7 protein-coding genes are annotated in these 6,451 nt (G+C 71.9%); 6 read left to right on the forward strand and 1 reads right to left on the reverse strand.

The features are described 5' to 3' along the window. Positions 1-101 precede the first annotated feature (101 nt). On the reverse strand, positions 102-731 hold the full coding sequence (locus ABZ914_RS43815; protein WP_500200651.1) for an LUD domain-containing protein: 630 nt from the start codon (positions 729-731) through the stop codon (positions 102-104). Positions 732-886: 155 nt separating this feature from the next. Between ABZ914_RS43815 and sigJ the strand changes: the two genes are divergently transcribed. The 6 genes from sigJ (at position 887) to ABZ914_RS43845 (ending at position 6,359) form a co-directional block, all read left to right on the forward strand. Beyond that, positions 887-1,825, forward strand: coding sequence for an RNA polymerase sigma factor SigJ (gene sigJ / locus ABZ914_RS43820; protein ID WP_500200652.1), 939 nt, complete (start codon positions 887-889; stop codon positions 1,823-1,825). Positions 1,826-1,897: 72 nt separating this feature from the next. Further along, positions 1,898-2,755 carry an SAM-dependent methyltransferase gene (locus ABZ914_RS43825; RefSeq protein ID WP_500200653.1) on the forward strand — a complete coding sequence of 286 codons (858 nt, stop codon included), beginning with the start codon at positions 1,898-1,900 and terminating at the stop codon, positions 2,753-2,755. Between the two features lie 152 nt (positions 2,756-2,907). Further along, positions 2,908-3,267: a TraR/DksA family transcriptional regulator gene (locus tag ABZ914_RS43830; RefSeq protein WP_433135994.1), complete on the forward strand. Its 360-nt coding sequence runs from the start codon at positions 2,908-2,910 to the stop codon at positions 3,265-3,267. Positions 3,268-3,498: 231 nt separating this feature from the next. Beyond that, positions 3,499-4,488 (forward strand): sensor histidine kinase, encoded by a 990-nt coding sequence (locus ABZ914_RS43835; protein WP_500200654.1) that lies wholly within the window; start codon positions 3,499-3,501, stop codon positions 4,486-4,488. Next, positions 4,485-5,144 (forward strand): response regulator, encoded by a 660-nt coding sequence (locus ABZ914_RS43840; protein ID WP_387026711.1) that lies wholly within the window; start codon positions 4,485-4,487, stop codon positions 5,142-5,144. Before ABZ914_RS43835 ends, ABZ914_RS43840 begins: the two co-directional genes overlap by 4 nt. A 204-nt stretch (positions 5,145-5,348) precedes the next feature. Next, positions 5,349-6,359, forward strand: coding sequence for a DUF1259 domain-containing protein (locus ABZ914_RS43845; RefSeq protein ID WP_500200655.1), 1,011 nt, complete (start codon positions 5,349-5,351; stop codon positions 6,357-6,359). Positions 6,360-6,451: the final 92 nt, after the last annotated feature.

Here is a 6,451-nt window from a genome sequence, read left to right on the forward strand (position 1 = left end):
CGATCGGCACCGGCCTCCAGCACGTCCGGTGGCCGGTGCCGCACCGGTGTCGGCCGCCCCGTCCCGTCCGGGCGCGGCGCGGCTCGGCGGCTCCGAGCGGGTCAGAAACCGATGGCCTCGCGGACCAGCAGGACGGTCCCGCGCCCGGGGTGAGGTTCCGCGTTGAGGACGAGGATGCGGTTGAGGGCGCTCGGCACCCCGTAGGCCTCCATGCAGCGCTCGTTCTCCAGCGGGACGCAGTGGTCCTCGATGCGGCGCAGCGCGGTGCTCAGGTCGGGCACCACCTTCTGCGCCCCGACGACCCAGATCACCTGGGGCGCGGCGCCGGAGTAGCCGGCCAGCTGGCTTCCGCTGGCCGAGGCGGCGACCAGGGAGCCGGTCTCGGTGACCGCGGCGACGCTGCCCACGAGGACGTCGGGGCAGGCGAGCATCCGCCAGATCTCGGTCAGCTGGGTGGCGCGGTCCATGGTGGAGCTGCGCGCCTTGACCGAGTCGTATCGACCGCTGCGGTTGAGGTCCTCGTCGATGCCGGACAGCCGGAGGGTCTCGCTGGCCCCGGTGAAGACGGTGGCGCCCGCCGGAACCAGGTCCTGGACGCGGGCACGCGCGGCGGCGGCGTCGTCGAGGATCTCGACGGCGAAATTGTTGTCCCTCAACGCGGCGGCCGCCCGCTCCAGCGCCTCCGCTGGCGCCGGGCCGGTGAACGATGTCGCCGGAGCCGAAGTGGTCATGATTCCTCCTGGGCCGTTGCACGGTGGGTTCGTCTCTGCTGGTACGACAGGACGGCCCCGCGGAATGTGAGGCGCCCGCGGACCTCACATTCCGGCCCGGTGCCTTGTCGAAGTGGTGAGCCCGCACGAGACCGAGAAGAGAGCCGGCGACACACATGAGCGACACGTCCAGGCCGGGACCCGACCGGACCGATCCAGCCCTCAGCGTGATCATGGGCGAGCGGCGGCAGCTGATCAATCTCGCCTACCGGCTGCTCGGCTCGCTGGCCGAGGCCGAGGACGCCGTCCAGGAGACCTACGCGCGCTGGTACGCCATGTCCCGCCCGCAGCGGGACGCCATCGAGTCGCCCGGCGCGTGGTTGACCACGGTCGCCGGCCGCATCTGCCTCAACACGCTCAAGTCGGCGCGGGCGCGTCGCGAACGCTATGTCGGCGCGTGGCTTCCCGAGCCGCTGCCCGAGCCCGCCGAGTGGGCCGCCGGCCGGACGGACGGCACCGCGGCCGACCCCGCCGACCGGGTGACTCTGGACGAGTCGGTCAACATGGCCTTCCTCGTCGTGCTGGAGTCGATGACCCCGGCCGAGCGCGTGGCGTTCATCCTCCACGACGTCTTCCGCTTCCCGTTCGCCGACGTGGCCGAGGTCACCGGCCGCACCCCGGCCGCATGCCGCCAGCTCGCCTCCTCGGCCCGCCGCCGCCTCTCCGTCCTCCGGGATCCGGCGCCGCCCGTGGCGAAGCAGGCCGGCGTCGTCCGGGCCTTCAAGGCGGCGTGGGAGGCCAAGGACATCGAGGCCCTGATCGGCCTGCTCGATCCCGACGCCACGGCGGTCGCCGATGGCGGCGGCCTCGCCATGGCCTTCCTCGACCCCATCGAGGGCGCCGAGCCGATCGCCCGCGGCTGGATGGAGATCGCCGACCGGATGCCCGCCGGCATGACGCTCCTGGAGCGCACGGTCAACGGCCGGCCCGGCCTGGTCGCCCGGCTCGACGGGGTCACCGTGACCGTGTTCGCGTTCGAGATCGTCGACGACCGGGTCAAGCAGATCTGGGCCGTGCGCAATCCGGAGAAACTCCGCCCGTGGACAGAGGGCTGACGCTCCTCGCCCAACCCGGCCGCTTTTTAGAAATATGATCACGTTTGTCGGCGATCCACGGAGGAGGCCAGGGTGTCCGAGCGTGTCCGGAAAGCATGGGAAGTGCCGAGCGCGGTGTCCCGCCCGGCCGACGAACCGGTGCGGATCGACACGACGGTCGCGCATTCGGCCCGGATGTACGACTACTACCTGGGCGGCAAGGACCATTACCAGATCGACCGGGACACCGCGGAGATCGCGGCGCGCAGCTGGCAGGCGGTGCGGATCGCCGTCCGGGAGAACCGGTCGTTCCTGGGCCGGGCCGTCCGCCACCTGGTCCGCGAACAGGGGATCACGCAGTTCCTCGACATCGGCGCCGGCCTGCCCAGTGCCGGCAACGTCCACGAGGTCGCCCAGGCCGAGGACCCCGCCTGCCGCGTCGTGTACGTCGACAACGACCCGATCGTGCTGGCCCACGCCCGGTCACTGCTCATCGGCACGCCGGAGGGCAGGACCGCCTACGTCCACGCCGACCTGCGCCGGCCGGCGGCGATCCTGGCCGACCCCGCCGTCCGCACCACCCTGGACCTCGACCGGCCCGTCGCTCTCATGCTGGTGGCGATCCTGCACTTCATCGTGGACGAGCAGCACCCCGGCGAGATCGTCAGGGAGCTGATGGAGGCGCTGCCGTCCGGCAGCTTCCTGGTCGCCTCGCACGTCACCCCGGAACACGACCCGCAGGGGGTCCACGGCCTGGAGCAGGCCTACCGCGCCGGCGGCGTGCCGGCCCAGGCGCGGACCCGGGAGGCGTTCACCGCCCTCGCCTTCGACGGCCTGGACCTGCTGGACCCCGGAGTGACCCTGGTGTCGGAATGGCGCCCCGACGGCGACGCTCCCCGCCCGTCGGCGGACCAGGTCAACTGGTACGGCGGCATCGCCCGCAAGCCGTAACGGCCGAGGACGTCCCCCGCGAACCTTCCGATCTGCACCGCGTCCCCCACGCGAAATGGGTGCCGGACCCGATATGGCGCCGCATGCCGATGGCGCATGGTGGATTCAGGTACATCTCGGGATGTTCGGGTTGCGGAAGGGACTGGCACCGCATGACGACGAGCGTGGACGACGGCGCCACGGGCAGGCACGCACTGGGCGACGCCGCGGCGCGGGAAATGAAGCAGCGCCTGGAAGGCGAACGGCGCCGCCGCGCGTCGCAACTGGGTGTGCTGGAGCAGTCGGTCGAGCAGGTCTCGGTGGAGCAGACCGAGGAAGCGGACTACGCCCGCATGGAGAATCTGCGGCAGAGCCTGACGGAGATCGACAGCGCGCTGCGGCGGCTCGAGGAAGGCACGTACGGGCGGTGCGAAGGATGCGCCCAGCCGATTCCCGCCGGGCGGCTGGAAATCCTGCCCTATGTACGGTTCTGCGTTAAGTGCCAGGGAAAGCGAAACCGCACTGGCCGCTGAGGCGCGCCCGTCCACGATCACGAGCGAGGGGTGCGCCGCCCGCCATCGGGGGCGGCACCCATTTCCGCGCCGCGCGGCGTGCACGCCCGGCGCGGACGAGCGCCGCGCCCGATCGGCCCCGCCGGACGGCGGCACGATGCGAGAGGGCAGGTGAGAGGGCGGATACCGTGGGGACGAGCGTGCGCCGCGCGACGCGGCGGCACGCGGACGGCAGGGGAGGAAGCGCGGCCAGTGCGGCTGTTCTGGCGGGTGTTCTGGCTGAACACCCTGGTGGGAGCGGTGGCCACCGTCCTGTTGATGGTCGGCCCGTGGACGGTGTCGGTGCCGATCCGGCTGACCGAGGCGCTCGTCCTCGCGACCGGGCTCGCGGTGATGCTGGCGGCCAACGCCGTGCTGCTGTGGTGGGGCCTCGCCCCGCTGGGCAGGCTCGCCCGCCTGATGGCGACCGTCGACCTGCTGCGTCCCGGCCAGCGCCTGCCGGTCACCGGGAGCGGCGAGATCGCCGCGCTGATCGACACCTTCAACCAGATGCTGCGGCGCCTGGAGGCCGAACGCGGCACCAGCGCGGCCCGCGCCCTGTCCGCCCAGGAGGACGAGCGCCGCCGCGTCGCCCGGGAGCTGCACGACGAGATCGGTCAGAGCCTGACCGCGCTGCTGCTCGACCTCAAGCGCGTCACCGACGCGGCTCCGCCGCAGGTGCGGCGCGACCTGCGGAACGCCCAGGAGATGACCCGCGAGAGCCTCGACGAGGTGCGGCGCATCGCCCGCCGACTGCGCCCGGACGTCCTCGAGGACCTGGGCCTGGCGAGCGCCCTCGCCGCGCTCGCCACCCAGTTCGACACGCACACGACGCTGCGCGTGCGGCGGCAGGTGCAGCACGGGCTGCCGCCGCTCGACCCGCAGGTCGAACTGGTCCTGTACCGCGTCGCCCAGGAGGCCCTGACCAACGCCGCCCGGCACTCGGGGGCCGCGAGCGTCGTCCTCGACCTGCGGGCCGACGGCGACCGCGGTGTCCTGCTGCGCGTCGAGGACGACGGCGAAGGGCTCGGCGGCGCCCCCGAGGGCGCCGGGATCCGCGGCATGCGCGAACGCGCGCTGCTGGTCGGCGGCGCCCTGGACCTGCGCACCGGATCAGGCGGCGGCACCCGGCTCGACCTGCGGGTCCCCACCGTCCACGCCTCGCTCGCCGGCGCGGACCGGCCCGTCGAGGAGCGGCCATGACACGCCCGACCCGGATCCTGCTCGCCGACGACCACGCGCTGGTGCGCCGCGGCGTCCGGCTCATCCTCGACGGCGAACCGGACCTGGAGGTCGTCGCCGAGGCCGGCGACGGCGCGGAGGCGATCGAGCTGCTGTCCGGCGCCGGCGCCGTCGCGGCGGACCTGGCGGTCCTCGACGTCGCGATGCCGCGGATGACCGGCCTGCAGGCCGCCCGCGAACTCTCCCGCACCCGTCCCGACCTGCGCATCCTCATCCTGACCATGCACGACAACGAGCAGTACCTGTTCGAGGCGCTGAAGGCGGGCGCGGCGGGCTACGTGCTCAAGTCGCTGGCGGACCGCGACCTGATCACCGCGTGCCGCGCCGCGATGCGCGGCGAGCCGTTCCTGTACCCGGGCGCGGTCACGACGCTGATCCGGACGTACCTCGCCCAGGCCGGCGCCGGACGGGACCCCGACACCGTCCTCACGCCCCGCGAAGAGGAGATCCTGAAGCTCGTCGCCGAGGGCCACTCGTCCAAGGAGATCGCCGCCACGCTCGTCATCAGCGTCAAGACCGTGGAACGGCACCGCGCCAACATCCTCGCCAAACTCGGCATGAAGGACCGTCTGGAACTGCTCCGCTACGCCATCCGCACGGGCCTCATCGAACCCTGACCTGCCACCAATTCCCGCCATAAATAGGCCGAGATCCCCCGTTTAGGAAATAAATCCCTTCAAGGGAAATGGTTGACCGCCCGGCGTCCTCCTTCACCGGTTCCCGCGCACCGCGATGCCCTTGCGATGCACTCCCCTGATCATCGCTCGCGTTCGCGCTTGCCCAGGTCAGGGCAGAGCTGAACCGACCCAAGGAGGAAACACGTGATCGTACTCTGTTCATCGGGAACAACGCGGCGCGGAACGGTCGGCCGGTTCTGCGGCGCGGTCACGCTTCTCGCCGGCCTCGTCGTCGGCGGAGGCGCGGCGGGCGCCGGCACCGCGACGGCGTCGACGGCCGACTCGGCATTTCGCCCGAACGCCGGCGCGCACACCAGAATCGCGACGGACCGGCTTCCGGTCAAGAAGATCGAGAAGATCCTGCAGGCCGATGGCCACGTGAGCAGCAGCGGCGTCCTCGAAGTCGACATCGACCGCACGGACCTCCACGTCACCGGCGGCCAGCCCCGGGTGAGGTTCAAGGACGGCTTCCAGATCCAGCACGAGCTCTTCTTCCAGTCGCTCGGGCACGGGAAGGCGATCCTCAACGGCGACCTGGCCCTGAAGCCGCAGGAGATCCAGCCGGTCATCGACGCGTTCATCGCCCACGGGATCACGTTCCAGGCGCAGCACCAGCACCTGTACGACCTGCGCCCGATGGTGTGGTTCCTGCATTTCCGCGCCATCGGGAACCCGCTCCGGCTGGCCGGCGCCATACGCGCCGTCATCGGCGTGACGTCCACGCCGCTCCCGCAGCATTCGCCGCCGAACCCCCAGACCCCGCTCCCCACCAGGAAGCTGGCGAAGATCCTCGGCGGTGACGCCACCGTCGGCGAGAACGGGATCGTCACGGTGACCGTGCCGCGCACCGACAGGATCAGGCTCGGCGGCGTGCTCATCAGCCCGGACCTCGGGGTGTCCACCAGCGTCCAGTTCCAGCCGCTCCCGGGCGGCGAGGCGGCGGTGGTCCCCGACTTCTCCATGACGGCGCACGAGACGCAACCGGTCATCTCGGTCATGCGTCGCAAGCACTGGCAGGTGGGCTGCCTCTACAACCAGGAGACCGCCGAGCACCCGCAGCTGTACTTCTCGCACATGTTCCGCGTCGGCGACCCCGTCGCGCTCGCCGTTCAGGTCCGCGAAGGACTCGACCGCACGGCCGCACGGCACCCCTGACCGGCGGCTTCGCGGGTACCTCACCATGCCGGCGCGGGTGGCTCGTCCAGCACGTCCGTGCGTGCGCGGTGGCGCGTGTTCCAGCGCCACCG

Source organism: Spirillospora sp. NPDC046719, from assembly GCF_040645715.1.
Classification (GTDB): Bacteria; Actinomycetota; Actinomycetes; order Streptosporangiales; family Streptosporangiaceae; genus Spirillospora.

Bases quoted from the DNA above. Each gene is read 5' to 3' on its own strand.
- ABZ914_RS43815 (WP_500200651.1), bottom strand. From the start codon at position 731: ATGACCACTTCGGCTCCGGCGACATCGTTCACCGGCCCGGCGCCAGCG.
- sigJ (WP_500200652.1), top strand. From the start codon at position 887: ATGAGCGACACGTCCAGGCCGGGACCCGACCGGACCGATCCAGCCCTC.
- ABZ914_RS43830 (WP_433135994.1), top strand. From the start codon at position 2,908: ATGACGACGAGCGTGGACGACGGCGCCACGGGCAGGCACGCACTGGGC.
- ABZ914_RS43840 (WP_387026711.1), top strand. From the start codon at position 4,485: ATGACACGCCCGACCCGGATCCTGCTCGCCGACGACCACGCGCTGGTG.